Genomic DNA, 25,143 nt, shown 5'->3' with positions numbered 1-25,143 from the left:
AGGCGCCACGGACGCAGCGCCTTTCAGGCCACCCGGCGCTCCTCCTTCACCATCCTCAACTCACGATTTTTACGAAGCCGCTCCATCTCGGCGCTACGCGTGCGCTGCGGCGTGCTGCCGTAGCGTTCGCGATAGGTGCGGGAAAAATGCGAGGCGGTGGAGAAGCCGCAGGCGACGGCAATCTCGATGACGGGAAGCGATGAGGTGAGCAAAGGAGATGGGCACGCTCCAGCCGCCTTCAACGAGGGGTGCGCACACTTTCGACAATGGCGCGCGCCAGCGTTTCGGCGGCGCGCGACGGCTTATTGCGCGGGTGAGCGATGTGGAACATATCCTCGAAGGTCATACGCTCTGGCGCCAGCAGCCGAAGGCGGCCGCTGTGCACCCATTCCTCAGCATAATGATCGGGCAGGAATCCGATATAGGCGCCGGAGAGGAGAAGCAGCAGCGTTCCCTCCATATGCGGCGTGGCTGCCGCCCAGCGGAAGTTCACGCCGCAAATCGTCTCGTTCAGCATATAGGTACGGCCAGCGAAGGACTGTGCTTCCAGCAGCCCCGTCGTGATTTGCGCATCCGCCACGCCGAAGAGCGGGTGGCCTTGCGCGCAATAGAGCTTCTGAACCTCGGAAAAGACCGGTTGGGTACGGAAATGCGGCGTCACGCTGCCGACCGATGGCATCAGCACGATTTGATAGCCGCCACTCAGCAGTCCCTGCTGCAAGAGTTGCGGCGCGGCGACGTCGATTTCGAGATGCACACGCGGCGCCTGCCGATGGAAGGCGGCAAGGGCGCCCTGAAGATCGAGATCCCTGTTGGTGATCATCGCATCCACTGTGCCGAAGGCAAGGCTGCCGGTCAGCTCGCCTTGCGCCTCGCCGACCCGGCTTTGGAACTTCTCCAGCGATCCGAAAAGTTCCAGCGTCGCCTCATAGACGAGGCGCCCCTCGTCTGTCAGCAGGAAGCCGCTGCGTCCGCGGCTGCAGAGCCGCAAGCCCAGGCGGTCCTCGAGATGGCGCATGTGGGTGGAAATCGTTGCCTGCGTCATTCCAAGTGCGGTTTGCGCGGAGGAGAAGCCGCCATACTGGACGACGGAGGCAAACACGCGCAGCAGCCTGAGCTCCGCGTCGCCGAGGGACAGATTGAGAACGCGGTGACGAACCTTGTTGATCATGCATTGATTAAGTCACAACTAAACATCCAATCATAGATATTTTTAAAGGTATCGTCCTTCCGCACACTCCTTCACCTGTGGAGGAGACACATGGCGAGCAATTCCTACGATTCCGGACGACTGAACCTGCCCTTCGTCGGCATCTGCACCTTCGGCAAATATCCCTATCAGCCGGATTGGGACGCGATAAACGCCGACGTCGCGATCCTGGGTGCGCCGTTCGACTGCGGCACGCAATGGCGTGCTGGCACCCGTTTCGGACCGCGCGCCATTCGTGAGGCGTCGACGCTGTTTTCCTTTGGCCACGGTGGCGCCTATGACCACGAAGACGACGTCACCTACCTGCCAAGCGACAAGGTTTCGATCGTCGATATCGGCGACGCCGACATCGTGCACACCGACACGATGAAGAGCCACGCCAATATCGAGTTCGGCGTGCGCAAGATCCTGGCCGCGGGCGCGTTGCCGGTGGTGCTGGGCGGCGACCATTCCGTCAACATTCCTTGCATCAATGCGTTCGATGAGGACTGCGCCCGGAACGGTCCGATACACATCGTGCAGATCGACGCGCATCTCGATTTCGTCGACGAGCGCCATGGGGTTCGCTACGGCCACGGCAACCCCATGCGCCGGGCGGCGGAAAAATCCTATGTCAGCGGGCTTTCGCAGCTCGGCATCCGCAACGTCTCCTCGACTGCCAAGGAGGGGTATGAGGATGCCCGCTCCATGGGCTCGGACATCCTCTCGGTGCGTCAGATTCGCGCATTGGGAACGGAAGCTGTTGCCGCGCGTGTACCGTCCGGCGCCCGCTATTATGTCACCATCGACATCGATGGCTTCGATCCCTCGATCGCGCCCGGCACCGGCACGCCGTCGCATGGCGGCTTCATCTACTACGAAGTCTTGGAGATCCTTGCGGCTCTTGCCAAGCGCGGCGCGATCGTCGGTATCGACCTGGTCGAGGTTGCGCCGGACTACGATCATTCCGGTTCCACGTCGATCCTCGCCGCGCAGGTGCTGATGAACCTCATTGGCCGCGTCATGCACGCGAAGAGGGGCTGAGACCATGGGGCGCATCCGTTACGATTTTTCCGGCGAACACGTGCTGGTGACCGGCGCGAGCCGCGGCATCGGCCGCGCAGTGGCCGAGGGGTTTGCCGCTTCCGGGGCCGAAGTGACGATCCTCTCCTCCGGCGCCGGCATCCATGAGGCAGCCCGCGAAATGTCGGCGCGTTTCGGCCGCAAGATCGCGGCGCTCGAATGCGATATCACCGACAGCGCCGCCGTGAAGGCGACACTTGCGCCGCTTGGGCGGATCGACGTTCTCGTTAATAATGCCGGGCTGGAGCGGATCACGCCGCTCACCGAAGAAGGCGATGCCGTCGAGGACACGTTCCGCCGCATCACGGATATCAACACCAACGGCACCTTCTATGTCACCCGCCACGCGGTGCCGCATATGGCCGCCGGCGGTCGTATTGTCGTCACCGCGTCGATCTGGAGCCGGGTCGCGGTGCCGGAGTTCTCGGCCTATATCGCCTCCAAGCATGCCAACCTCGGCTTTACCCGTGTGATGGCCAAGGAGCTCGGGGGAAGGGGCATCCGCGTCAACGCCGTCTGCCCGGGCTGGGTGCGCACCGAGGCGGCAATGTTGTCGCTGAAAAACATGTCGTTGCGCACGGGGCGCAGCGAAGAAGATCTCCTGGCCGAGATCGTCGGCGCACAGGTTCTGCCGGGGCTGCTTGAGCCGGAGGATCTGGCTGCTCCCTATCTCTTCCTCGCCTCCGACGGCGCGAAGGATATGACGGGGCAGGCGCTGATGCTCGACCGCGGTGAGGTGATGGCATGACACAGCGTGTTCTCATCACCGGCGCTTATCGCGGTATCGGCGCTGCCTGTGCGCTGGCTTTCGCCGCCTCCGGCGCGCGCGTCGCGCTTGCCGACATCCGCAAACCCGAGGAGACCGCGGCGGCGGCCGCACGGGCAGGGGCGGCCGAGGCGGTCACGCTCGCCTGCGACGTGTCTGACGAAGGCGCCGTCGCCACCGTTGGCGAGGCGGTGCGGCAGACCTTCGGTGCGCTGGATGTCGTCGTCCACTGCGCCGGCATTATCCACGAGGCACCCCTGCTCGAAACGCCGGTTGGCGATTTCGACCGGGTAATTGCCGTCAACCTGCGCGGCAGCTTCCTCGTCGGCAAAATGGCGCTGCGGCTGATGAACGGAACGGCCGAAACACCCGCCCGGCTGATCATGATCGCCTCCGACATGGCCTACTACGGCCGCGAGACGTTCTCGCCCTATGTCGCTTCCAAGCATGGCGTGCTCGGCCTGGTGCGTTCCTGGGCGAAGGAATTCGCGCCCCGCGTCCTCGTCAACGCCATCTGCCCCGGCCCGATCGACACTGAGATGCTGGGTGCTGCCCATATGAGCGCGGAATGGCGTGCCAGGGAGTTGGCGATCCCGCTTGCCCGCTTCGGCAAGCCGGAGGAGATCGGTGAACTTGCGCTGTTCCTTGCCGGATCCGGAGGACGCTACTTCACCGGTCAGGGGATCGGCAGCAACGGCGGGAGCATCATGCCATGATCCGCAATCCCATCCCCTGGCCGAATGGCGCCAAGTGCGCCGCCTCTATCACCTTTGACATGGATGCCGACAGCCTCATCCATATCGCCCATCCCGAGGATGGCCATAGCCGCGTCTCGGCGATCTCGATGCTGCAATACGGGCCGAAGGTAGCGATCCCGCGCATCGTCGAGAGCTACCGGCAACTTGGGATCAAACAGACGTTCTTCGTTCCTGCCTGGTGCATCGAGCAATACCCGCAAGCGATCGAGGACATCCTCGAAGGCGGTCACGAGCTTGCTCACCACGGCTTCCTGCACGAACACCCGCGCGAGCTTTCCGATGACGAAGAGGCTTACTGGCTCGATCGTGGCATCGAAGTGATCTTGAAAACAAGCGGCAAGCGGCCGCGCGGCTGGCGAGCGCCGCTCTACAATTTCTCCCATCGCTCTTCCGATCTCCTGGTGTCGCGTGGTTTTGAGTATGACGCCTCGCTGATGGGCGACGATATTCCCTACCTCCTCGAGTGTGACGCCGGGCGCCTCGTCGAACTTCCCTCGCACTGGGGTCTCGACGATTGGCCGCAATACGTCCAGTCGATGGATCTCGACTACATGATGCCGATCCGGGCGCCGGAACAGGGCTTTGCCGCTTTCGCGCAAGAGTTCGAGGCCGCCTATCGCCATGGCGCTCTCTGGGTGCCGGTCGTGCATCCTTTTGCCACCGGGCGTCTGGCCCGCTGGGAGGTGGTGCACCGCTTTCTTGAACAGGTTCTCACGCGCGGCGACGTCTGGTTCGCGCCGATGGAGGAGATCGCCGCCCATGTGCGGCGCGTTGTCGAAAACGGGAGCTGGTCGCCGAGGATCGACCGGCTGCCCTTCTATTCCGAGCCTGTGCGGGTTCGGTAGCCGGAAGCGGGTTCGTCCGCTTCCGAAGATCGGCGGCTGATGGAGCCGTGACTGTCTTCGCGGGAAAGACGCCACGAGGCGCGACGCGAAAAGGGGAACGACAATGGAACACAACGATATCGCCTGGCAGAGCGAACTGTCGCGGCGCGCCCGCATCTATGAGGACATCGAGGCTGGGGACCGCTTCGAGGGCACGATGAACAAGCTCGACTACACCGGCATGACCGTGCTGACGCTGATGCTGGTCGTCGGTTTCTGGCTTTGGGGGGCGTGAGATGACCGATCACGTCGCACTGGACCGGCTGGCCTCCGTCGAAACCGAGCAGGCAGACGCGGCGCGCAACCGCGCCGCCGCCGAACGCGGCGACGCGCCGTTGCTGCCATCCGAAAGGCTATGGGGCTTTTGGGAATTCACCTACGCCAACTCCGCGCTGGCGATTGCCACCTGGGCCTTTCTGATCGGTGGTTCCGTCGGTCTTTTCGTTGGGCCGAAGGAGGGCATCGCCGCCATTGTCATCGGCAACATCGTCGGCGTCGTTCTGACCGCGCTCGCCACGACAACCATGTCGGGCCGCTATGGTGTCGAGCAATTCGTCGCGCTGCGCAGCCAGTTCGGCTACAACGGCAGCCGTGTCGTCTATGTGCTTGCCGTGGTGGTGCTGACCATGGGCTGGCTTGCGGTCCTTGCCATGATGTTCGGCCGCTCGATTGACGGCCTGATGGCGCTCAGCGCCAACGAAGCGGCCAACCCGACCGGCACCAAGATGATCGTCGCCGCCATCGGCGCCATCCTTCTCACCTGGTTCATCGTCGCCAAGGGGCCGACCTCGATCAAGTTCTTCAATATGATCGTGTCGCCGGCATTGGTGCTGTTGATGGTGGTGATGCTCTACCTCATCCTCAGCCACCATTCGTTCGGCGAGCTTCTGGCGCTTCCCGCGCTCGCGCCGCCCTTCGAGGACAAGACGCTGAACTTCGTCGTCGCGGTCGAGGTCAATCTCGCCGCCGGCTTCTCCTGGTGGCCCTATATCGGCAATCTGGCGCGACTGACGAAGAACGAGCGCACCGCCTTCTGGCCAAACATTCTCGGCATCTTTGGTGCGGCAGCACTTGGCGAGATCGTCGGCCTGCTTGCGGCGGTTGCGCTCGGTGAAAGCGATCCGACCATCTGGATGACGAAGATCGCCGGCCCGATGATCGGCATTGTGGCGCTGCTCTTTGTCGCCTTCGCCAACATGACCTCGATGGCGAACATCCTCTACACGTCCATTGTCGGCCTCAGGCAGGTCGGCACGGCGTCGGTGCGCGCGATTTCCTGGGGCATGATCCTGTTCCTCTTCTGCCTCATCCCGTTCGGGCTCGTGATCTTCTACCCGCAGATGTACGACGGCTTCTTCATCTTCCTGGTGTGGACCTCGGCGCTGAATTCCGCACTCGCCGGCATCGGCATCGCCGATTATTTCTTCCTGCGTGGCCAGAAGCTCGACATACGCAGCCTGCACGGCCCACAGGAAAACGGACCCTACCGCTTCTGCGCTGGCTTCAACCCGATCGGGCTCTTCGCCCTTGCCGTCGGCTTCCTCGTCTATGTCGCCGTCTTCAACCCGCAGACGCTCGCGAGCCTGCCGGCCTTCAAATACCTGACCGCCTCTGTGCCGTCCTGTCTTGCTGCAGGCGCCGTGCACTACGTGCTGACCCGGCTCTTCGCCCGCGGCCGCGGCTGGGGCCAATACCCGTAACACCGGAGATCACCGCCATGAGCGACACATACGATTACATCATCATCGGCGCAGGGTCGGCCGGCTGCGTGCTCGCCAACCGCCTGTCGGAGGATCCGTCGGCCAGGGTACTCGTGCTTGAATTCGGCGGCAGCGACAAGTCAATCTTCATCCAGATGCCGACGGCGCTATCCATTCCGATGAACGGAACGAAGTACAACTGGAAATACATGACCCTGCCCGAACCCGGCCTCGACGGCCGCCGGGTGCATTGTCCGCGCGGCAAGGTCATCGGCGGCTCGTCGTCGATCAACGGGCTCGTCTACATGCGTGGCCATGCTCGGGACTTCGACGAGTGGGAGGAACTGGGCGCGCGCGGCTGGCGCTACGCCAATTGCCTGCCCTATTTCCAGCGGGCCGAAAGCTGGCAGGACGGCGGCGACAGCTATCGCGGCGCCTCCGGGCCGCTTGCGACCAACGCCGGCAACAAGATGAAAAACCCGCTCTACCGTGCCTTCGTCGATGCCGGCCGCGAGGCGGGCTACATCGCCACCGACGATCCGAACGGACATATGCAGGAAGGCTTCGGACCGATGCACATGACCGTGAAGAATGGCGTGCGCTGGTCGACGGCTAATGCTTATCTGAAGCCGGCGATGGACCGGCCGAACCTCACCGTCGTTACGCATGCCATGACACGAAGGGTGCTGCTCGAAGGCAAGCGCGCCGTTGGTGTCGAATACGAACTTGGCGGCGAACGCGTTGTTGCGCGGGCGAACCGCGAAGTGCTCATTTCCTCCGGCCCGATCGGATCGCCCCACCTGTTGCAGCGCTCCGGCATTGGCCCCGCGTCGGTTCTGCAACAGGCGGGCGTCGCCGTGTTGCACGATCTGCCGGGTGTCGGGGAGAACCTGCAGGATCATTCCGAGGTCTATATCCAGTATGCCTGCAAGGAGCCGATCACGCTCAATGGCAAGATGAACCTCTTGAGCCGCGCCTTGATCGGGGCGGAATGGCTGTTGTTCAAGAAGGGGCTCTCGGTCTCGAACCACTTCGAAAGCGGCGGCTTCATTCGTTCCGACGCCTCGCTTCAATGGCCGGATGTTCAGTTCCACTTTCTACCGGCGGCGATGCGCTACGACGGCAAGAAGCCGCTCGACGGCCATGGCTTCATGGTGCTGACCGGGCCGAACAAGCCTAAGAGCCGGGGCTATGTGCGGCTACGCTCCCCCGAAGCCCATGAGCAGCCGGATATCCTCTTCAACTATCTCGACCGCGAGGAGGACCGCGAGGGGTTCCGTCGCTGCCTGCGGCTGACACGCGAGATCATCGCCCAGCCGGCCTTTGATCGTTTCCGGGGCGAGGAGATCGCCCCAGGGGCGAATGTTCGCACGAATGACGAGATCGACGCCTGGGTGCGTGAGACCATGGAGAGCACCTATCACCCCTGCGGCTCCTGCCGGATGGGCGAGGATGGAATGGCGGTCGTCGATAGCGAGCTTAAGGTGCGTGGCATCGAAGGGTTGCGGGTCATCGACAGTTCCGTCTTCCCGTCCGAGCCGAACGCCAATCTCAACGCGCCGACGATCATGCTGGCCGAGCGGGCCTCCGACATGGTGTGCGGAAAGCCGCTGCTCGCGGCCTCCAATGCCGAAGTCGGTGTTGCGCCGGGTGTCGGCGTAACGCAGCGCAGTGGCAAGCCGCTGCGCGCCGTCCGACAATGACGTTAGAGAAGGCGGTGCGGCATGTTGCGGGGCATCGGTTACGTGGTGGCTCGGCGAGCTCGGGGCGATCCGGAGGAGCCGAACGAATGGGCTTTGGCGGTCGAGAGGTTCCTCAACCGCCTGATCTTTCGATGTGGCCTTCCTTTCGGGCGATCGCCTCGACCAGCCGAAGAAGAAGAGGTCTCATCCGATCCGCAGGAACGCCGGCATAGCCGGGAATGAGCCCGTTCAACCTCGGGGTTGCGACAATGTGCTCACCCGATCGGGCGCGATCGCGCTCGCAGTTTTCCCTGCGGTCATGGTGCTGGGGGAGCGCCGATCTGGGTCATTCTCGCGGTGCGGCGGGGCGTGGCCGACGCGCGGGGTATATCCACGCAGTCGGCAGGACGCCGAATGGCAACGACTACGGCAGGGACTTGCTGCGCCAGCTCCACGAAGCGCAACGCGCATGACCCGGGGCGGGCCACCGCCAACTCTTCGGGAAAAGAGTTGCTCGACATCGTACGCGAAAGCTCGAGGAAACATGAACTTCCGAGTCGGAACGCTCGAGAGGAAGAGGATTCCAACTGACCATTCGGGAATTAACATGTCGCATCCCCTCGACCTCGCTCCCTCGTATGTCCCGCCACTGCTTCAGTTGCTCGGCTTACCCGCACGGCAATGGTGTTGGATGAAGTCCGACAGGAAGGTTGAAGCGTGAACACACCTCCGACGTACAGCGATCGCCTGAGGCACTTCCGAGAATGTCCCCTCAACCACGCGGAAACCTGGATTCTGTTCGCAGAAACGTGACAGGGACTCAGTCAAGCCCGCAGCCGCGTCGCATCGGGAGAATACAAGCATGTCCAGGGCGGCGGCGGGATTTTCGGTATGGAGGACAATTGCATTTCTAAGCTGCCGCTCAAGCTGTTTTGTATACGCAGCGGTTCTGGCGGCGGCAATGCGCACCCCTTCGACGTCAACCTGCTCCGCGCTGCCTAGCGGGCTATTGTCTGACACAAGAAAGCTGGCGGTCACCGTGGCATAGGGGGGCGAGAAGGAGAACCTGTCGGCACGTGACGGATCGGAAGCAATGAACGCAACGTCCCACTCGTTGCCTTCGGCAGCCGCAAGAATGTCAGCGGCAGATCCATATTGAACCAGCGACAAACCGCAGTCGAGTTCTGCCGCAAGTTCGATCGCGATCTGCGCGCTCGGCCCTGTCAGAGACCCTGTCACTGGATCGAGTTGGACAAGCGCGGCATTCGACATGTTGACCGCCGCTCTGATCACTCCCGTCGGTGCGATTTCAGTGAGGAGTTCGTCACGTTGCCGCATCGCGAGACGCTCCTTGCGATGCAAATCGTGCCGCGAGTGCTTCCGATCCCCTTGCCAGAACAGCGACATCGACACCAACGGCAGTAAATAGCGTTCCCAGCGAGATGCACCGTGCCGCGAACTTCTCATCCGGGGTAAGAATGCCCGCAGGCTTGCCCAACGCTTTCAGGCGTTCAATCGCGTCGACAATGGCATCGACCACCTCCGGGTGGCTCGGTTGGCCCCTGTGTCCGAAACTCGCTGCCAGGTCTGCCGGTCCTACGAATACGCCGTCCACTCCCTCTACCGATGCAATCTGCTCGAGGTTGCCAAGCGCTTCCCGCGTCTCAACTTGCAGCAAGAGGCAAATTTCCCGTTCCGCATTTTGCGCATAGTTCGCAACTCGGCCGAAACGCGTGGCGCGCGTCAGGGCAGAAACGCCACGAATTCCCTCCGGAGGATAGCGCACTGCCGCGACTGCGGCTTTCGCCTCTTCCGCGTTCTGAATGTAGGGAATGAGCAGCGTCTGAACGCCAATATCCAGGAACCGTTTGATGAGAACGGGGTCGTTGATGGCCGGGCGGACGACCGGGGAAACGTCGTATGGTGCGACCGCCTGCAATTGTGGCAGGACGGTCAGAACGTCACCCGGAGAATGCTCCGTATCGAACAGGAGCCAGTCGAAACCTGAAGGCGCGACGATTTCCGCGGCGTAGTTTCCCGGCAAGCCACACCACAGGCCGATCTGACTTTGACCAGAAAGAAGCTTCTGCTTGAACCGATTGACAGGATGTTCCATCTGGCACCTCACACGAACGACACGCCGATGGAGCCAACAGGGCCATAGTCCGCCTGAATGACATCACCCTTTGCGATATCGACAGGACGCGTGAAGGAGCCGGCCAGGACTATTTGTCCCTTTTTCAGGCCTCCGCCCACAGCATGAAGTTTGTTGACCAGCCACGCGATGCCGGCTGCCGGGTGTCCCATGATCGCCGCCGACACGCCCGACTCCTCGATGATGCCGTTCTTGGAAAGAGTCGCTCCGACCCAACGGATATCGATGTCCATCGGGCGAATGATACGGCCACCAACGACGAGGGCGCCGAAAGCTGCGTTGTCCGCAATGGTGTCGGTGATCGCGCGAGGGACTTCGGTCCGGTAGTCGATAATCTCAAGCGCCGGGACAACGAACTCGGTCGCACGCATGACGTCATAGATTCTGGTGCCGGGCCCTGCGAGATCCTCACCCATAACAAAGGCCAGCTCGACCTCGAGGCGCGGCTTGATAAACAAGTCAGCTCTGATCTGCGCTCCGTCATTGTAAAGCGCATCGTCAAGAATGCAGCCGTAGTCCGGCTCCGTCATCATCGAAGCCATCTGCATTGCGCGTGACGTAAGGCCAATCTTATGCCCGACGATCCGTGCGCCCTTGGCTACCCTCGCTTCCGCCCACAAAGCCTGAATTCGATAGGCGTCCTCGAGTTCGAGGTTCGGGTAGGTCTTGCTTGGCTGTACGATCGGCTTGCGCTCGATTTCAGCTTTGAGCAGCGCGTCTGCCGCGGCGCGGCGTTCTTCTTCGGTGATCATATCGTTTGCTCTGCTGATCGTGATTTATTTGATTGGGGGGCGCGGCAAAACGGCTTCGCCGGGCTCCATGACATAGGTGTAGTCGAGCGAGAACCACGGACCGGGAATATCCGCTTCGGTCGGATGGGGCTCCTCATGACGAATGAAGTCGCCGGTCAGCGCTGCCGTGACACCGAACTGAACATCGGAATCGATGTTCGGGTCGCTGGGGTCGAAGACCTGGGAAATCAGCGTCTTGTATCCATGCTTGAAGATCAGTGCGTGCAGGTGCGCTGGTCGGTAAGGATGGCGTCCCTGCGCTTTGAGCAGGCGTCCGACCACGCCGTCGACCGGTATCGGATACCCGACCATCTTGACGGTCCTGAACCAGAACCGACCTTGCTCGTCGGTCATGAATTTGCCGCGCAAGTTCATTTCGGCCTGGTCCGGGTCCTGGTTTTCATAAAGCCCGATGGGAGATGCATGCCACACATCCACTTCGGCACCGGCAATTGGCTTACCGTCGCGGTCAACGACCCTGGCATGCACGAACAAGGGAGTGCCCGGCGTCTCGGATCGGATGATCGATCCGCCATTTTCAACTCGCGGAGAGTTGAGGCGCCAGAACGGACCCAACAGCGACTGGGAGGTCTCAGTCTGTCCTCTGTCGCCATTGTTCAGCAGGCAGACAAGTGAAGACACGCCAAGAGAACCGGCCATCAGCACAAACTCGTTGTGGTGATCAGTGTGCAGCTTCCCGATCTCATTCAGCGTGGCTGTCGCCTCCCGAAACTCGACCTCCGTCAATCGAACCTCGCGCACGAAGGCATGAAGATGCTTGACCATCGCCACGAGGATTTCTCGCAGGCGCGGGTCTTCAGTGCGATTCATCACAGCGAGGACGGCTGGCGTCAGATCGCTTTCAGTTTTGATCACCATGTGGGCTACCTCCCGATTTCCCGGACTATCAAAATAATCGATTATCTGTCAAGGCAGCCGGACGTTCTTGCGACGCTGATAAGCCGAGAGAGGCAAGGCATCTGCGCGGAGATCGTTGATTTAATTGCATATTAATCGAAGAAAGGAAGCTGTGGCTTGACGTTTTACAGAATTCAGCGCACTTAAGTTGACATGAATAATCGTTTATTGTATCGATCATCGACAATTGGTTAAGGGGCCTTGGGAGGAACAATGGTACCGAATGACGACGGCGCTTTTGCTCCGACGACAGAAGATGCTTCATCGTCTTCTGGCTTTCTCGACGACGGCAAAAACACAATTGGGAGCCAGCTTGCATCCCGTCTTCGTGAGGCGATCATCTCCGGCGAGCTTCAGGCCGGCAGCAAGATCAACCTCGACAAGGCGCGCAAGACGTTCAACGTGAGCCTCAGTCCGCTGCGTGAAGGGTTGGCGCGGCTGATATCGGACGGCCTGGTGGAGTTCGAGGACAATCGCGGCTACCGCGTTTCGCCAATCTCCTTGGCCAACCTGGAAGAGGTCACCACCCTGCGCGAAGAGTTTGAAGTCTTTGCGCTTCGCGAGTCCATGCGGCTCGGCGACGTGGAGTGGGAGGGCAACGTCATGCGCGCGCTGCATCGCCTAAACCGCACCGAGCGTGACGCGGCTCGGCCAGAGACACTGGAGCGCTGGGAAGAGCTCCACCGCGAATTTCATCTGACACTCATATCTGGCTGCGGGAAGCCGATCCTGCTCCATTTCTGCAGATTGCTTCTTAATCTCAACGATCGTTATCGCCGGGTGTTTCTGACCCGCACGTCGGGTGACCGCAACGTCAGCCAGGAGCACAGTGAGATTGCTCAGGGCGCGGTCGCGCGGGATCTGGACTATTCGTGCGATATGCTGCGTCAGCATATCCACCGCACGGGAACCAATCTGCGCAATCACCTCGCGACGAAGGGGATCTTGTGATGACCGTCGCGACGCCAGGGCCGAGCCTCGAACTGGGCGTGGCGCATTTTTCATCCATCGCGCTGCCGCCCAAGGAATTCGCCGTGATGGCTGCTCGGGCGGGTTTTGCGTCGATAGGCCTGCGCCTGCACCCTGCCTTTCCCGGAGCCCCTTTCTATGAGTTGCCGGTGGGTAGCCACAGTGCCCAGGAGTTCAAGACGGTTGCCGATAGCGAAGGCATCAAGGTGTTCGATATCGAGTTCTTCGTGATCGACGAGAACTTCGTTGCGGCCTCCCACGAGGCGACCGTGGCAGCCGCTGCGAACATAGGGGCGCGCCGGCTGAGTGTTTGCGGTGATGATCGAGACGGTGGTCGGCTGGCCACAAACTTTTTTGAGTTTTGCGCCCTCGCGGCGCGATATGGCATGTCAGTCGACATCGAAAACATGGGCTGGCGGACGGTAAGAACCTTTCGCGACAGCGTAGCGATCGTGAATTCCTGTGGAGCCGAGAACGCTGGTGTCCTTGTTGACGGGATTCACTTCTTCCGAAACGGCGCCTCGCTCGACGAGCTTCGAGCGAATACTGGGAAAGTGAAGCACGTCCAGCTTTGCGACGTCCGCGGGCCTGCGCCCAAAACATCGGAGGCAATGATCGCCGAGGCGAGAAGCGGCAGGCTCGCTCCTGGAGAAGGCGAATTGCCATTGAAGGACCTCTGGGCGGCAACTGAATACGGCGCCGCTATCTCGGTGGAAGTGCCACTCGTCGGGCCGGTGGATGCGGAGGCACATCTAAAACATCTGCATGACAGCGCACTTCGGATTTTGAAACCGGACCAATGATCCGGCGCCGACGCGGCGTAGGCCGGTCGGAGGGAGGAAGTCTTACATGACTTATACGTTTGATTTCGGTGCGGTCCTCGACCGCGCCCCGGAATTGCTATGGGGTGCGCTTGGAACGCTTGGCCTTGCGTTGGCTGGGATGCTCCTCGCACTCGTCATCGGAATCCTGGGCGTTGTTGCAAGGACTTCCAAGAGCGAGATCGCGCGCATGCCCGTCATCGTCTTCGTCGAGGTCGTGCGTAATACGCCATTTCTGGTGCAGATCTTCTTCATATATTTTGCCCTTCCGCTCATGGGCATACGCCTCAATCCGACCGTCACGGCGATCCTTGCCCTCGGCATCAATGGTGGGGCCTACGCAATCGAAATCATCCGAGGCGGGGTCGAAAGCGTGTCGCGCGGCCAGATCGAAGCAGGTTTCGCGCTTGGTCTGCATAAGGCGGACGTCTTCCGGCTCATCGTGCTCAAGCCGGCGCTGCGGGCGATTTATCCCTCGCTTACAAGCCAGTTCATCATGCTGACACTGACAACGTCTGTCTGCACGTCAATCGCTGCCTACGAACTGACCTCGGCCGCGCAGCGCATTGAGTCTGACACCTTCCGCAGCTTCGAAGTCTATTTCACGGTGACCGCTATCTACCTGGTCATCTCGACGCTGATGATGGGCCTCTTTGCCCTCATTTCCCGTCACTACTTCAACTACCCGACGCGATAGGAGGCAGCCATGGGTCCCATCGGCGTAAATGAATTCTTCTTTTTGATGCAGGGTTTGAAGTGGACCGTACTGCTCGCGATCGTGGGTTTCATCGGTGGGGGGATCTTCGGAATCCTGATCGCGCTGCTGCGCACCTCAAAGAGGAAAGTCGCCCGGACGATCACCGCAGGCTATATCGGCGTCTTCCAGGGTACGCCCCTTCTGATGCAGCTCTTCGTTGTCTATTACGGCGTTGCGCTGTTGGGCATCGAGGTCAACGCGTGGATCGCGGTCGCAATCGCCTTCACGCTTCATGCCAGTGCTTTCCTGGGCGAGATCTGGCGCGGCTCCATCGAGGCTGTGCCGAAGGGCCAGACGGAAGCCGCCAACGCCCTCGGTCTGCATTATGTCTCGCGGATGAAAGACGTCATCCTGCCGCAGGCCCTGAAAATCTCGATGCCGGCCACGATCGGCTTCCTTGTCCAGCTCATCAAGGGCACGTCGCTGGCAGCAATCGTCGGCTTCATTGAACTGACTCGCGCCGGCCAGATCATTTCAAACCAGACCTATCGTCCGCTGCTCGTCTTCGGGATCGTCGGCGCAATCTACTTCATCATTTGCTGGCCGCTCTCCCATGCCGGAAGTGGTCTCGAAAAACGGATGGCGAAAGCTGCCCGCTAACCGCTTCGCTCGAAGCAAAAACTCTGGAGGAGGAGAATAAGCATGCATAACAATCGTAGGAATTTTCTCGGACTTGCACTGGCCACCGTTGCCTTCGCAACCGTTGGCGCTGCCACCGCCTCTGCGGCAAGTGTGGAGGAAATCAAGGCCAAGGGCACGCTTGTGGTCGGCATCCAGGGCGACAATGCGCCATGGGGGTTCGTCAACACAAGCGGCGTGCAGGATGGCTTCGACGCTGACGTCGCCAACCTTTTTGCCAAGGAATTGGGCGTGAAGGTTCAATTCCAGCCGCTCGCCGTTGCCAACCGAATTCCGGCGCTGACGACCGGCAAGGTCGACATCCTGTTCGCAACGATGGCGATGACGGAAGAACGCGCGAAATCCATTCAATACAGCAAGCCCTACGCCGCCAACACGATTTCGCTTTATGCCGCGAAGTCCGACACGGTTGCGAAGCCTGAAGACGTTGCTGGATGGGAGATCGGCGTTCCGAAGTCCAGTTCGCAGGATAAGGCCGTAACGGACGCCGTCGGATCCACCGCAACGGTTCGCCGCTTTGATGACGACGCCGCAACCATCCAGGCTCTGATCTCCGGACAGGTAAAGGCGGTTGGCGGCAACCAGTTCTATGGTCAGCGTCTGGATGCGGCGAGTGCCGGAACCTATGAGCGCAAGATCGACTTTCTGACGACCTACAACGGCGTCGGGACCCGTCTCGGCGAGAAGGACTGGAACGAAGCCGTCAACGCCTTCATCGACAAAATCAAGTCCGATGGTGAGCTTGCCGCCATCACGAAGAAGTGGATGGCGATCGATCTGCCGCAGTTCCCGGAATCCATTCCGAACATCCCGTTCACCGCCAATTAAAGCCCAAATGGAGGGTTCCGTGCTCAATTCCGCAAACGATCGACCGACGCTGATTTCCCTTGAGGACGTGCAGAAGTGGTACGGCGCTTTCCATGCCTTGAAATCCATCAGTCTGTCGGTCCGCAAAGGCGAAAAAATTGTCCTCTGCGGGCCGTCAGGCTCCGGGAAATCAACATTAATCCGCTGCATCAATGCCCTCGAAACGATCGAGGACGGCAAGATCGTCGTCGAGGGTCAGGTACTGGATGGAAGCACCAAATCCGTCGATGCGATACGCCGCGAAGTGGGAATGGTCTTCCAGAGCTTCAATCTCTTCCCGCACATGACCGTACTTCAGAACTGTGCACTCGCCCCAATGCGTGTTCGAGGCACAAGCCGCGCTGACGCAGAGCGACTGGCTCGAAAATATCTCGAGCGTGTTCGGATCCTTGACCAGGCGGAAAAGTATCCTGCGCAGCTATCCGGCGGGCAACAACAGCGCGTTGCCATCGCTCGCGCGCTCTGCATGGAGCCGAAGGTCATGCTCTTCGACGAACCGACCTCTGCCCTCGATCCAGAAATGGTGAAGGAAGTGCTCGACACCATGATCGGGCTCGCCCGTGACGGCATGACGATGATCTGTGTCACGCACGAAATGGGGTTTGCCCGCCAGGTCGCTGATCGCGTCATCTTCATGGCCTCAGGAGAAATCGTCGAAGAGGCCGAACCGGAGGTCTTCTTCAAGTCTCCCAAGCACCAACGCACGAAGACCTTCCTCGGCGAAATCCTGGCCCACCACTGACGTTCGAAAGCGATACCAATGCGCGACAAGAAATTCCTCGTGGGACTGATCGGTGCCGACATCCAGATGTCGAAGTCTCCCGCGCTCCACGAAACGGAGGCTCGACATCAGGGCCTCGATTACCGCTACGAGCTTCTCGACCTGGCCGAGCGAGGCCTTCCCGCCTCGGCGCTGCCGGACCTCCTCGACGAGGAAGAGCGGCGCGGTTTTGCCGGGAGCAACATTACACATCCGTGCAAGCAGACGGTGATCGCCCACCTCAATCGCCTTTCCGAGGATGCGCAGATGCTCGGTGCGGTTAACACCGTGGTTTTTCGCAACGGCGAGAGGATCGGCCACAACACTGATTGGTACGGTTTCTACGAAAATTTCCAGCGCGGCCTTCCGGACGTCGCGAAGTCGCATGCCGTCCTGCTTGGCGCCGGCGGCGCCGGTGTCGCCGTGGCGCATGCCGCAATCAAGCTCGGTATTGAGAGATTATCGATCTTTGACCAGGATTCGAAACGGGCAGAGACCCTGGCCGGGCAGTTGAACGATCGGTTCTCAAGGGATTGCGCTCGTGCCACGACGGATGTCGGCGGCGCCCTGCGTTCCGCCGACGGACTTATCCACGCGACGCCAACGGGTATGAAAAGCCATCCTGGTTTGCCGATCGACCCGGAATGGCTTCTGCCACGGCACTGGGTCGCCGACATCGTCTATATGCCGCTCGTCACAGAGCTTCTTGCCCTCGCCGAAAGAACGGGCTGCCGGACCCTTCGTGGCGGCGGCATGACCGTCTACCAGGCCGCAGCGGCTTTTGAATTATTCACCGGGATAGCACCCGACGCAGAGCGCATGTCCCGTCACTTTACGGACTTGTGCCGCCTGTCGACTTGATGGAGAGATCCCAAATGCCGCATATCATCATCGATTATAGCCGGGGCGCAGGCGAGCATGTGGCCATGGACCGGCTGACGATGACCGTGCATCGCTGCGTTCGCGATGGCGGCCTTGTGAAACCTTCCGCCGTGCGCACGCTGGCGCGGGAGGCGACATACTCGTGCGTGGGCGATGAGCATGTCGATAATCATTTCATCCAAATCGTCGTGCGGATGGCACCGGGTCGTACTGCAGAGACCAAGCAGAAGCTTCTCACTGCCATTCTTGACGCCGCGCGCGCGATCGCCGCGCCTGCTCTCGAAGCGGGAAGGCTCGGCTTGCGCGCAGATCTCTACGAGTCGGACCCTGATTTTGCTGTTCAAGCAACCGGGTTCGCCTGACCAGGACGACCTCTTCAAGAAGGACACAATGCTATGAGCCTGATCTACGTTCTCAATGGACCAAACCTCAACCTGCTTGGCAAACGCCAGCCGCACATCTACGGGCATGAGACGCTCGCAGACGTAGAAGCGGACTGCCGCAAACTGGCAGCCGAACTCGGCCATGAGCTCCGCTTTCATCAGAGCAACCGGGAATACGAGATCATCGATTGGATTCATGAGGCGCGCGAGGACGGTGCGGGCATCGTCATCAATCCGGCGGCCTTCACCCACACCTCACTCGCCATCCTCGACGCTCTGAACACATTTGAAGGGCCTGTGATCGAGGTCCACATCTCCAATGTGCACAAGCGCGAAAGCTTCCGACACCATTCGTTCGTTTCGCACCGCGCGGACGGCGTGATCTGCGGCCTTGGAACAGAAGGATACCAGCTTGGCATCCGGCGCGTGGCGACAATGATCAAGGCGGCGAGCAAGGGCTGAGGTGACCATGACCCAACGGGTTAAGCTGGCCGTAATTGGGGCAGGCCTCATCGGTAAGCGCCATATTCAGCATGTCCTGGCCGAGCCCTCGGCGCAACTCAGCGCCGTGGTCGATCCCACACCGGTTGGCGAGGCCATTGCCAAGGAAGCCGGTGTGAAGTGGTTTCCAAGCTTCACGGACATGATTGCCGCAGACCGACCAGACGGCGTCATCGTGGCTACGCCCAACCAGGCTCACGTCCAGAACGGCTTGGAAGCCGTTGAAGCCGGCGTTCCCGCACTCATCGAGAAGCCTATCGCCGACGACATTGTATCCGGGGGAAAGCTCATCGCAGCGGCCAAGGCAAAAGGTGTTCCTCTTTTGACCGGCCATCACCGCCGACACAATCCGGTGATGCAGAAGGCAAAGGAAGTCATCGAAAGCGGGAAGCTCGGCCGCGTTCTTGTTGTCAATGCGATGTTCTGGCTGTTCAAGCCCGACGATTACTTCGACATCTCGTGGCGTCGTGAGCGCGGCGCCGGGCCGGTTTTCCTCAATCTCATCCACGATGTCGATAATCTGCGCTACCTTCTCGGCGATGTGGCCGCGGTTCAGGCACGCGAGTCCAACGCGGTGCGCGGCAATGCAGTTGAGGAAACGGCTGTTATCCTGATCGAGTTCAAGAATGGAGTTTTGGGAACTGCGTCAGTCTCGGACGCGGTGGTCGCACCCTGGAGCTGGGAGATGACAACCGGAGAGAATCCGGCCTACCCGAAAACCGAGCAATCCTGTTACATGATCGGAGGAACGCACGGGTCGCTGGCTGTTCCGTCGCTCGAGGTGTGGCGCAATCCTGATACCCGGAGTTGGTGGGAACCATTTGAACAAACGCGTATCGAGGTCTACGACGAGGACCCGCTCGTTCTGCAGATCAGGCAATTCTGCAAGGTGATCCGCGGAAACCAGCCGCCGCTTGTCAGCGGGCGTGAGGGGCTCGAAACCTTGAGGGTGATCGATGCGGTAAAACGCTCGGCGGCAACGGGAGAACGTATTGAGTTAAGCTGACGCCCGAGCAATGTGTAACGCAAACCGCCTGCTCGCCCTGCCTGCTGCTTGCATGGGATGCGAGGAGCACGCCCGCTCAGCAGGAACGAGCAATACGTCGCCCCCTCGATCTCGTGCGCGATGCCGGCAGAGAGCTGACCGAGCATTGCCGCTCAAGCTCGCCAATCCTGCGCCTCAGCTCGACGTCCATGGCTAAACCGTGCTGGATGAGCGGGGCCTGACGATGGCTGCGGGCTTATCGCCCGCAACGGCTGGTCCCCAGAGCAGGTTCTCGGGCGGCATTGCCAGGGAGAGGCCGTTCGTCTTGCAACCGCGGTAGACGAGATCAATGACCTCATTTTTGGCCGGCATTCTGCTCGCCGGGCTTGCCACGCAGAACTGCAGCTCGACCTCGATCGCCGTCGCATCGATCGCCTTGAGCGCGATGGCCGGCGGCGGAACCTTAACGATTTGCTCGGAGTCGTGCAGAATACCCAGCATGACCTCTTCAACGACGGACGGCGCGTGGGTGGCGGCAATGTGGACGGCAAACGCAATCCAGTGTGTCTCGTCAGGACGGCTGAGATTGGTCACCCCTTGCTTCGCCAGGAGGCTGTTGGGTACCACCACCACATTGTGTGCGCCGGTCAGGAGATTCGTCGAGCGCCAGTTGGTTTCAACGACGCGCCCTTCCGTGCCTTCGCTGAGCCGGATCCAGTCACCGATGCCATAAGCCCGCCCGAGCGTGAGCGCGATCCCCGAAAAGACGTCGGCAAGCGTATTCTGCAGCGCCAGGCCGATGATGACGGCAACCACGCCCGAGGTGGCAACCAGCGGGCCTATTGGCGCGCCGAAGACGAAGCCGATGATCGACAGCGCCACGCCGAGATAAACGACGGCGACGATCAGATCCTGCAGGAGATGTGCCTCCCGCGGCCTGTGGTTGAGACCGATATAGATGTGCACGAAGCCGATGATCGTCCACGCAAGATGGGTCCACCAGAGGATCCTCGCCGACTTGGCAACCAATAGGCCGGCGCCCTGAAGCTCGGTCTGGTCGAGCCGGTAAGGCGAAATTCCGCCCAGCCCGAGCACAACGCTCATCGTGGCGAAGAAGAGAATTTGCACGATCAGACGCCCGGTCGGACGGCTGCGCCCCTGAACGTGCCATACGACAATGCCGGCAAGTCCCAGAATATTGATCAGGACGAGCAGCAGGAAATGATCTTCGCCCAACATTGCCGAGCTCACCAGCGGTGATTTTTAACGATTGGGAAAGGGCCAAATGCCACAGACGGCCACTGGCCCTTTCGCCTACTTCTTGATCGGGAAGGTCAGTTCCTTCTCGCTGCTATCGACGACGAAAACAGCCAGTAGCTTGGCAGGCTTGGTCTTGCTGGCATTTTCGCTGACACCATGACGATCGCCCGGCATTTCAGAGAAACTTTCGCCCGCCTTGTAGACCTTGACGGGACCGTCATTGACCTGGCTGCGGATCGCGCCTTCCAGCACCGTCGCATAAATGAAGGCCGAATTGGGATGCGTGTGGGCCGAGGAGAAGCCGCCGGGACCGTATTCGACAAGAACGCCTTTCATGCTCTTGCCTGCGGCGTTCGGCAATTCGTGCTCGTAAACCAGCTTGACCTTGGCATTCTTGCTACCGGCATCACCAGCAGCGGCGGCAGCGGACAAGAGAGCGGTCATGGTAAAGGCAGTGAGGATTAACTTGATCATAGCGAAACTCTTTTCGTGAGGTAGGAAGGTGCGCCGCCTCACGCGACGCACCGGTGCTCGGTCATTTCCTTGCCGAGGTTTCAAACCACTGCTCGAAGGTAATGCGGCCGATGCGGGGATTGTTGTCGGAGACCAGCGAGCCGTCCTCGAGCTTGGTGCCGAAATAGAGGGCTTCGGGATCGGCGACGACCTTGCGGGTGTCGCCCATCGCCTTCAGGTAACGGGCGACGAAATCGCAAAGCCGGGCGCGCTCGGGGCCGGAAATCTCAATGACGCCGTTCACCGGCGCCGCAAGGGCCGCATCCGTCACGAAGTCCGCGACGTCATCGGAGGCGATCGGCTGCAAAAAGCCGGTCGACAGGCGAGCCGTGTCGCCGACGGTGCCCGCCTGGGCGATTCCACCGAGAAATTCCATGAACTGCGTCGAGTGGATGATCGTATAGGGAATGCCGGCGCCCCTGACGATCTTTTCCTGAGCAACCTTGGCTCGCATGTAGCCGCTCTCAGGCAGGCGGTCAGTGCCTATGATGGAGAGCGCGATGTGGTGCTTTACACCGGCGGCCTTTTCCGCCGCCGCCAGATTGCGGCCTGACGTCTCGAAAAATTCGAGCACGGCTTTGTCCTCGAAGGACGGCGAGTTTGCGAGGTCGATGACGACGGAGGCTCCGGCGAGCGCCTCGGGGAGACCTTCACCCGTGATCGTGTCGACGCCGGTTTTGGGAGCGGCGGCAACAACCTCATGGCCTTGCCTGCGAAGGCGGTCGGCAGTCTTCGAACCGATCAGGCCGGTTCCGCCGATGATGACGATTTTCATGAGCTTCTCCATTTGCGGCCGTCTCGCGCACCGCACTGTTCATTCGTTTCTGAACGATTGGTCGAGGATCGGGCCGGCCCTGCCGGTTCTGCAGATCCACTCGGCCGAGCCGGGGCGTGGCCTTAAAGGCCGTGCGCCGGCTCGGCTCTAGTGTACCAGGCGGTCAGTAGTCCCAGAAGACCGGCACCCATCGGAAGTGATCGCCGTCGGCTGCCACATGGCCGACGGAGGGGAACGGCATATGAGTGGCCACCAGAAGTTCGCCGGTCTCGGCCAGCTCCCGCAAAAGACGAACGCGGACGCGGGCAGCTTCTTCCGGGTCGTGTTCGAAGCCATTGAACCAGTCGGGGTGATCGAAGCCGACCGCGAACACCGCGTCGCCGGCAAACATCAGCCGGCCTTTGCCCGATGCCACGCGGACCACGCTGTGCCCGGGTGTGTGGCCGCCAGTTCGAGAGACCACCACGCCTGGCGCTACCTCGTACTCATCTTCGAACAATTGCAGGTGGCTCTCATACTCTTTTCTGAACTGCTTGGCAGCCGCCCGAAGCGCGTCCGGGAAGCCGGGCGGCATCGACACGTGAGAGAAGTCGGGTGCCTCCCAGAATTTGACCTCTGCCGTCGCCACATGGATCCTGAGGTCCGGACGCAGCCGCTCCTTCACCCCGTCGACGAGCAGCCCGCCAACGTGGTCCATGTGCATGTGGGTCAGCACCACGTCGGTTACGGATCCAAGGTCGATGCCGGCGGCTTCCAGTCGCTTGATCAATTGCCCGGCCCGCGGCAGGTTCAATTCCGGGTCCAGCCCCAGGCCGGCGTCGATGAGGATCGTCTGCTTGCCGCTGCGCACCACGACCACGTTCAGTGCCCAGTCGAAAGCATCCGGCGGCAGAAACATGTCGTTCAGCCAGGCCGCGTGCTCGGCCGGATCGGCATTGTATCCCAGCATCTTGGTCGGCAGCGGCAGCACGCCGTCACTGATCACCAGCACCTCGATATCACCGATCTGCACCGCGTAGCGCGACGGGACCAGTTCGTCGGCGCCCGCTCTCCCGAGGTGTGAGTTGTTTTCCAAGCTCATGTTGGTCTCCTGCTGAGCAATCGAACGGGGCTTTTTTTCTGTCTGCGACATGATGTTCTCCTGTGCTGCGTGATCGAAAGTGTCGGTTACAAGCCACGGCGGATTTTATGTTGAGGCGCGTTTGGCGGTCGATCCGGCGGAAGAAGAGGAGGGGCCATACCTGAGGATAGGGTAGCCTATGCTCTCAGCGCGGCCGCTGCGGAGATTTGGCAGCGAAGTGGCTGGCATGAAGGAGCGGACGCCTTGCATTGGAGCTTGCCGGGCGATGAATCCGCCCGGCACGTTCGCGTCTGCTTGGCGATTAGGCGGCGCGCTTGTGATCTGCCGGATGCTGCAGCCGAAAGCCGATCGCCAACCGGTTCCAGGCATTGATCATGGCAATGCCGACAGACAGTGCCAGGAGTTCGTCTTCCGAAAAGGCGCTCGAGGCAACTTCATAATCCGCATCCGGTGCACGGCTCTCGGCGACGTTGGTCAGCGATTCCGCCCAGGCGAGTGCGGCGCGCTCCCGGTCGCTGTAAAGCTGCGATTCACGCCAGGCGCTCAGAAGAAGCATCCGCTCCTCCGTCTCGCCCTGTTTCAGCGCGTCCTGACGATGCATGTGCAGGCAATGGACGCAGCCGTTGATCTGCGACACGCGCACCTTGACGAGCTCCATTAGCTTTGGATCAAAGCTCTTGGCTATCCAGGCCTCGACGGCGACGAGGCCATCGATGCCGTCATTCTTCCTGGCCAATATGTTCAAACGTCTGGTCATCCTGCTCTCCGTGGATTGGTTGCGATGGGGTCGAAGCCACGCGGGTCGCCCGATCACCAACTATCCACGATATCGCGGATCATTCATCTGGCCGGAAGGCGCTCCCAGTTAGCACCTGATGGAGCTAGGCCTTGCCGATTGACCAGGTTCACCGCCTTTCGTGCCATCTCTTTCTATACTTCGGCAGCGGATGGGCCCGGCTCACGTAGTATGGTTTGCGGCCGCAAACCCACGCACTCTCCCGGCATACGCAACCGCAGCGTTAGGAAAAAGCAGATGCTCAAAACTATCAGGCCTTGGCGCTTGGTGCCGCGATCACCACGCTGACTGGCGCCGGCGCACAATCCCTGAGATCATGATCTCAAGCCGACAATGCCGAGTCGTCGAACTGGGATGCTGTGATCGCAGCCTGACCAAGGACGGCTATGTGGCGATCGCGGCAGCCAACCCGTTTCGCAGCGTCGCGTCGGATGCAGCATCCGTCGCGGCAGTCGTGCGCACCATCCGTGGCCCGGTGGTTCTGGTCGGTCACTCCTATGGCGGACCGGTCATCACTGAAGCCGCAAACGGCAATCCGAACGTGAAGGCTCTGGTCTATGTCACGGGTTTCATGCCGGATATCGGCGAATCCAGCCTCACCCTGTCGGGCAAATTCCCGGGCAGTACGCTTGCCAGCGCGCTCGCAGCCGCGACGCTGCCGTACGGCACGCAGGATCTCTACATCCAGCGGTCCGAATATCATTTCCAGTTCGCCGCCGACGTTTCAGATGACAAGGCGGCGCTGATGGCCTCGGCGCCGCGTCCGGCCGCCCGGGCTGCGCTCGACGAACCCTCCGGCGCAGCATCTTGGAAGCTGCTGCCCTCCTGCATGACCTACGGATCTGCCGACCGCAACATTCCGCCAGCAGTCATGCAGTTCATGGCCGAGCGGTACACGCCGCGAAGACTGTCGTGGTCGACGGGGCCTCGCACGCGCTCATGGTCTCGCATCCCGGCGAAGTCACCTCTCTCATCGAAGAAGCGGCGTTCGCCCGGTGAGCTGCCGCGTTGTTGGTGCGGAGACGTTCCTCCTCAAACGAAATTGCGAGCTCGGCCGGCGTCCAGGCGAAACGCGCCACCAACAATCCGACAAGGTGCCCAAGTCACAGTGCTAACAAGCAGGCAAGTCCGATCGGTCCCACTTCATGCCATTGTTGCGAAATCCGGCGCATCAAGCGATGCGCCGGGCATAACTCTCCGGATATTGTTCTATCTTATCGAGTAACGT

General features: G+C 60.9%; 28 protein-coding genes and 1 pseudogene. 18 read left to right on the top strand and 11 right to left on the bottom strand.

The window, feature by feature from the left end; genetic code table 11:
• Window positions 1-23: 23 nt before the first annotated feature.
• Window positions 24-212, bottom strand: a pseudogene (locus AC1Z3V_RS02045) (helix-turn-helix domain-containing protein); the annotation flags it as partial.
• 26 nt (window positions 213-238) lie between these two features.
• On the bottom strand, window positions 239-1,171 hold the full coding sequence (locus AC1Z3V_RS02040; RefSeq protein ID WP_483496930.1) for a LysR family transcriptional regulator: 933 nt from the start codon (window positions 1,169-1,171) through the stop codon (window positions 239-241).
• Between the two features lie 90 nt (window positions 1,172-1,261).
• Here AC1Z3V_RS02040 and speB point away from each other — a divergent pair, with 90 nt between their 5' ends.
• The 7 genes from speB (at window position 1,262) to betA (ending at window position 8,083) form a co-directional block, all read left to right on the top strand.
• Window positions 1,262-2,233 carry an agmatinase gene (speB, locus tag AC1Z3V_RS02035; protein WP_483496928.1) on the top strand — a complete coding sequence of 324 codons (972 nt, stop codon included), beginning with the start codon at window positions 1,262-1,264 and terminating at the stop codon, window positions 2,231-2,233.
• 4 nt (window positions 2,234-2,237) lie between these two features.
• Window positions 2,238-3,020, top strand: coding sequence for an SDR family NAD(P)-dependent oxidoreductase (locus AC1Z3V_RS02030; protein ID WP_483496926.1), 783 nt, complete (start codon window positions 2,238-2,240; stop codon window positions 3,018-3,020).
• Window positions 3,017-3,754 carry an SDR family NAD(P)-dependent oxidoreductase gene (locus tag AC1Z3V_RS02025; protein WP_483496925.1) on the top strand — a complete coding sequence of 246 codons (738 nt, stop codon included), beginning with the start codon at window positions 3,017-3,019 and terminating at the stop codon, window positions 3,752-3,754. Before AC1Z3V_RS02030 ends, AC1Z3V_RS02025 begins: the two co-directional genes overlap by 4 nt.
• Entirely contained in the window at window positions 3,751-4,641 is an 891-nt protein-coding gene (locus tag AC1Z3V_RS02020; protein WP_483496924.1) for a polysaccharide deacetylase family protein, read from the top strand. Before AC1Z3V_RS02025 ends, AC1Z3V_RS02020 begins: the two co-directional genes overlap by 4 nt.
• 103 nt (window positions 4,642-4,744) lie before the next feature.
• A complete protein-coding gene (locus AC1Z3V_RS02015; protein WP_483496923.1) occupies window positions 4,745-4,915 on the top strand; it encodes a hypothetical protein in 171 nt (56 codons plus the stop codon).
• Window position 4,916: 1 nt separating this feature from the next.
• Window positions 4,917-6,380, top strand: a complete 1,464-nt coding sequence (locus tag AC1Z3V_RS02010) for a purine-cytosine permease family protein (protein WP_483496922.1) — start codon at window positions 4,917-4,919, stop codon at window positions 6,378-6,380.
• Window positions 6,381-6,397: 17 nt separating this feature from the next.
• Entirely contained in the window at window positions 6,398-8,083 is a 1,686-nt protein-coding gene (betA, locus tag AC1Z3V_RS02005; RefSeq protein ID WP_483496921.1) for a choline dehydrogenase, read from the top strand.
• Window positions 8,084-8,716: 633 nt separating this feature from the next.
• Here betA and AC1Z3V_RS02000 read toward each other — a convergent pair.
• From AC1Z3V_RS02000 to AC1Z3V_RS01985, 4 genes are read right to left on the bottom strand one after another with little or no spacing between them, the layout of a single operon-like run.
• Window positions 8,717-9,400 carry a transporter substrate-binding domain-containing protein gene (locus tag AC1Z3V_RS02000; RefSeq protein WP_483496920.1) on the bottom strand — a complete coding sequence of 228 codons (684 nt, stop codon included), beginning with the start codon at window positions 9,398-9,400 and terminating at the stop codon, window positions 8,717-8,719.
• A complete protein-coding gene (gene hpaI / locus AC1Z3V_RS01995) occupies window positions 9,387-10,178 on the bottom strand; it encodes a 4-hydroxy-2-oxoheptanedioate aldolase (RefSeq protein ID WP_483496919.1) in 792 nt (263 codons plus the stop codon). The genes AC1Z3V_RS02000 and hpaI overlap by 14 nt, the downstream gene beginning before the upstream one ends.
• An 8-nt stretch (window positions 10,179-10,186) precedes the next feature.
• Window positions 10,187-10,969, bottom strand: a complete 783-nt coding sequence (locus tag AC1Z3V_RS01990) for a fumarylacetoacetate hydrolase family protein (protein ID WP_483496918.1) — start codon at window positions 10,967-10,969, stop codon at window positions 10,187-10,189.
• Between the two features lie 24 nt (window positions 10,970-10,993).
• Window positions 10,994-11,887 carry an intradiol ring-cleavage dioxygenase gene (locus AC1Z3V_RS01985; protein ID WP_483496916.1) on the bottom strand — a complete coding sequence of 298 codons (894 nt, stop codon included), beginning with the start codon at window positions 11,885-11,887 and terminating at the stop codon, window positions 10,994-10,996.
• A gap of 252 nt (window positions 11,888-12,139) precedes the next feature.
• Here AC1Z3V_RS01985 and AC1Z3V_RS01980 point away from each other — a divergent pair, with 252 nt between their 5' ends.
• Genes AC1Z3V_RS01980 through AC1Z3V_RS01935 form a run of 10 tightly spaced genes read left to right on the top strand, consistent with a single transcriptional unit; the run spans window position 12,140 to window position 19,511 of the window.
• On the top strand, window positions 12,140-12,877 hold the full coding sequence (locus AC1Z3V_RS01980; RefSeq protein WP_429810215.1) for a GntR family transcriptional regulator: 738 nt from the start codon (window positions 12,140-12,142) through the stop codon (window positions 12,875-12,877).
• Entirely contained in the window at window positions 12,877-13,698 is an 822-nt protein-coding gene (locus AC1Z3V_RS01975) for a sugar phosphate isomerase/epimerase family protein (protein ID WP_483496915.1), read from the top strand. Before AC1Z3V_RS01980 ends, AC1Z3V_RS01975 begins: the two co-directional genes overlap by 1 nt.
• Before the next feature lie 46 nt (window positions 13,699-13,744).
• Window positions 13,745-14,413 (top strand): amino acid ABC transporter permease, encoded by a 669-nt coding sequence (locus tag AC1Z3V_RS01970; RefSeq protein ID WP_483496914.1) that lies wholly within the window; start codon window positions 13,745-13,747, stop codon window positions 14,411-14,413.
• A gap of 9 nt (window positions 14,414-14,422) precedes the next feature.
• A complete protein-coding gene (locus AC1Z3V_RS01965) occupies window positions 14,423-15,073 on the top strand; it encodes an amino acid ABC transporter permease (protein WP_429810209.1) in 651 nt (216 codons plus the stop codon).
• A gap of 42 nt (window positions 15,074-15,115) precedes the next feature.
• Window positions 15,116-15,940 carry a transporter substrate-binding domain-containing protein gene (locus AC1Z3V_RS01960; RefSeq protein ID WP_483496913.1) on the top strand — a complete coding sequence of 275 codons (825 nt, stop codon included), beginning with the start codon at window positions 15,116-15,118 and terminating at the stop codon, window positions 15,938-15,940.
• 7 nt (window positions 15,941-15,947) lie between these two features.
• The gene (locus AC1Z3V_RS01955; protein ID WP_483499514.1) at window positions 15,948-16,721 is read left to right on the top strand and encodes an amino acid ABC transporter ATP-binding protein; all 774 of its coding nucleotides are present in this window, start codon (window positions 15,948-15,950) and stop codon (window positions 16,719-16,721) included.
• A gap of 18 nt (window positions 16,722-16,739) precedes the next feature.
• Window positions 16,740-17,600: a shikimate dehydrogenase gene (locus AC1Z3V_RS01950; protein WP_483496911.1), complete on the top strand. Its 861-nt coding sequence runs from the start codon at window positions 16,740-16,742 to the stop codon at window positions 17,598-17,600.
• Window positions 17,601-17,614: 14 nt separating this feature from the next.
• A complete protein-coding gene (locus AC1Z3V_RS01945) occupies window positions 17,615-17,983 on the top strand; it encodes a 5-carboxymethyl-2-hydroxymuconate Delta-isomerase (RefSeq protein ID WP_483496910.1) in 369 nt (122 codons plus the stop codon).
• Between the two features lie 33 nt (window positions 17,984-18,016).
• Window positions 18,017-18,466 carry a type II 3-dehydroquinate dehydratase gene (gene aroQ / locus AC1Z3V_RS01940; RefSeq protein ID WP_429810203.1) on the top strand — a complete coding sequence of 150 codons (450 nt, stop codon included), beginning with the start codon at window positions 18,017-18,019 and terminating at the stop codon, window positions 18,464-18,466.
• 7 nt (window positions 18,467-18,473) lie between these two features.
• Window positions 18,474-19,511 (top strand): Gfo/Idh/MocA family protein, encoded by a 1,038-nt coding sequence (locus AC1Z3V_RS01935; protein WP_483496909.1) that lies wholly within the window; start codon window positions 18,474-18,476, stop codon window positions 19,509-19,511.
• Window positions 19,512-19,703: 192 nt separating this feature from the next.
• Here the strand turns inward: AC1Z3V_RS01935 and AC1Z3V_RS01930 are convergent, their stop codons facing one another.
• From AC1Z3V_RS01930 to AC1Z3V_RS01910, 5 genes are all read right to left on the bottom strand, one after another.
• Complete coding sequence (locus AC1Z3V_RS01930) at window positions 19,704-20,729, bottom strand: mechanosensitive ion channel family protein (RefSeq protein WP_483496908.1); 1,026 nt, start codon at window positions 20,727-20,729, stop codon at window positions 19,704-19,706.
• A gap of 75 nt (window positions 20,730-20,804) precedes the next feature.
• A complete protein-coding gene (locus tag AC1Z3V_RS01925; RefSeq protein WP_483496907.1) occupies window positions 20,805-21,224 on the bottom strand; it encodes a cupin domain-containing protein in 420 nt (139 codons plus the stop codon).
• A 61-nt stretch (window positions 21,225-21,285) separates the two neighbouring features.
• Window positions 21,286-22,038, bottom strand: coding sequence for an SDR family oxidoreductase (locus AC1Z3V_RS01920; RefSeq protein WP_483496905.1), 753 nt, complete (start codon window positions 22,036-22,038; stop codon window positions 21,286-21,288).
• A gap of 163 nt (window positions 22,039-22,201) precedes the next feature.
• A complete protein-coding gene (locus tag AC1Z3V_RS01915) occupies window positions 22,202-23,170 on the bottom strand; it encodes an MBL fold metallo-hydrolase (protein ID WP_483496904.1) in 969 nt (322 codons plus the stop codon).
• A 250-nt stretch (window positions 23,171-23,420) separates the two neighbouring features.
• Complete coding sequence (locus AC1Z3V_RS01910; protein ID WP_483496903.1) at window positions 23,421-23,876, bottom strand: carboxymuconolactone decarboxylase family protein; 456 nt, start codon at window positions 23,874-23,876, stop codon at window positions 23,421-23,423.
• Between the two features lie 355 nt (window positions 23,877-24,231).
• Here AC1Z3V_RS01910 and AC1Z3V_RS01905 point away from each other — a divergent pair, with 355 nt between their 5' ends.
• Window positions 24,232-25,140, top strand: a complete 909-nt coding sequence (locus AC1Z3V_RS01905; RefSeq protein WP_483496902.1) for an alpha/beta hydrolase — start codon at window positions 24,232-24,234, stop codon at window positions 25,138-25,140.
• The last annotated feature ends 3 nt before the right edge of the window (window positions 25,141-25,143 follow it).

This window comes from Ensifer sp. 38_S197, from assembly GCF_056924495.1.
Note: the sequence above shows the minus strand (reverse complement) of the source record. Positions and strands in the feature narration are given on the sequence as shown.